Raw genomic sequence first — 1,304 nt, forward strand, 5'->3', positions numbered from 1 at the left:
GGCACGACGGCCACGAGGGCCGGGGAGGAAGACGGAGCGGATATCGATTTAGCGGATATGTCGGGCGGCGCGTGGTCGAGGTCGATGGCCCGGCACCGGCCCGCCGGGTCTCGGCTCAGCGCGGGCGGACCGCCGATCCGTAGTGGTCGGCGACCACCCGGGCCATCGCCCCGTTGGGGTCAGCGGCCACCTGGGTCGCCGAGAACCACAGATGGCCGCGGACCTGCGGGTACTGCCGCGCGAAGCGCACGTGCCGGGACGGCTCCGCCGGATCGCGCCAGGCGGCGGTGGGGCTGTTCGCGTCGCTCCGGTACAGCGCCTCCCCCACGTACAGGTCCACGCCCGTGCCCTCGACCGTCCGCGCCCACCACGGGACGACGTCTTCGTAGTCGGCGGTCGGATGGCCGATGTGCCAGTACACCTGCGGGGCCACGTAGTCGATCCAGCCCTCGGTGACCCACTTGCGGGTGTCCGCGTACAGGTCGTCGTACGTGCCCAGGCCCGCCTGCGTCGGCGAACCGAGCGGGTCCCGGTCGGCGTTGCGCCAGACCGCGAACGGGCTGATGCCGAAGCGCGCCGCGGGCCGCAGCGTCCGCAGCCGCCCGGACATCTCGCGGACCAGGGTGTCGGTGTTGTGGCGGCGCCAGTCCGCGCGGGTGTCGAAGGCGGAGCCGTACCGCTCGTAGGCCGCGTCGTCGTCGAAGGACTCGCCGTCCACCGGGTAGGGGTAGAAGTAGTCGTCCCAGTGCACGCCGTCGACGGAGTAGCGGGCGACCGCGTCGAGCATCGCGTCCTGGACGAAGCGCCGCACCTCCGGCAGACCGGGGTTGTAGTAGAGCTTCCCGGCGTACGGGACGGTCCAGCCGGGGTTGCGCCGGGCCGGATGGGAGGCCACGAGGCGCCCGGGGTCCGTGTGGTTGGCCACCCGGTACGGATTGAACCAGGCGTGCAGCTCCAGCCCCCGGGCGTGCGCCTCGTCGACGGCGGTGCCGAGCGGGTCCCAGCCGGGGTCGGCCCCCTGCTCCCCGGTCAGCCACTGCGACCAGGGCTCCAGCCGGGACGGCCACAGGGCGTCGGCCGCCGGCCGGACCTGGAGGACCACCGCGTTGAGGCGGCGTTCGACGGCCGTGTCGAGGAGGGACAGCAGTTCCGCGCGCTGGCTCCCGGCCGACAGTCCGGACCTGGACGGCCAGTCCACGTTCTGCACGGTGGCGATCCACATGCCGCGGAACTCGGGGACGTCCGCCGCCTTCCCCGCGGGCCGGCGCGGCGGTCCGGCCGGGCGCCGCCTGCCAGGACGTGGA

General features: G+C 73.9%; 1 protein-coding gene. It reads right to left on the reverse strand.

Annotation, left to right across the window (positions count from 1 at the left end; genetic code table 11):
- Window positions 1-115 precede the first annotated feature (115 nt).
- Window positions 116-1,304, reverse strand: a 1,189-nt coding sequence (locus tag ABT106_RS31950) for a glycoside hydrolase family 10-like protein (RefSeq protein ID WP_351284562.1), incomplete at its 5' end; no start/stop codon positions are given.

It is taken from the genome of Streptomyces sp. NPDC002044 (assembly GCF_040296725.1).
GTDB classification, from domain to species: domain Bacteria; phylum Actinomycetota; class Actinomycetes; order Streptomycetales; family Streptomycetaceae; genus Streptomyces; species Streptomyces antarcticus.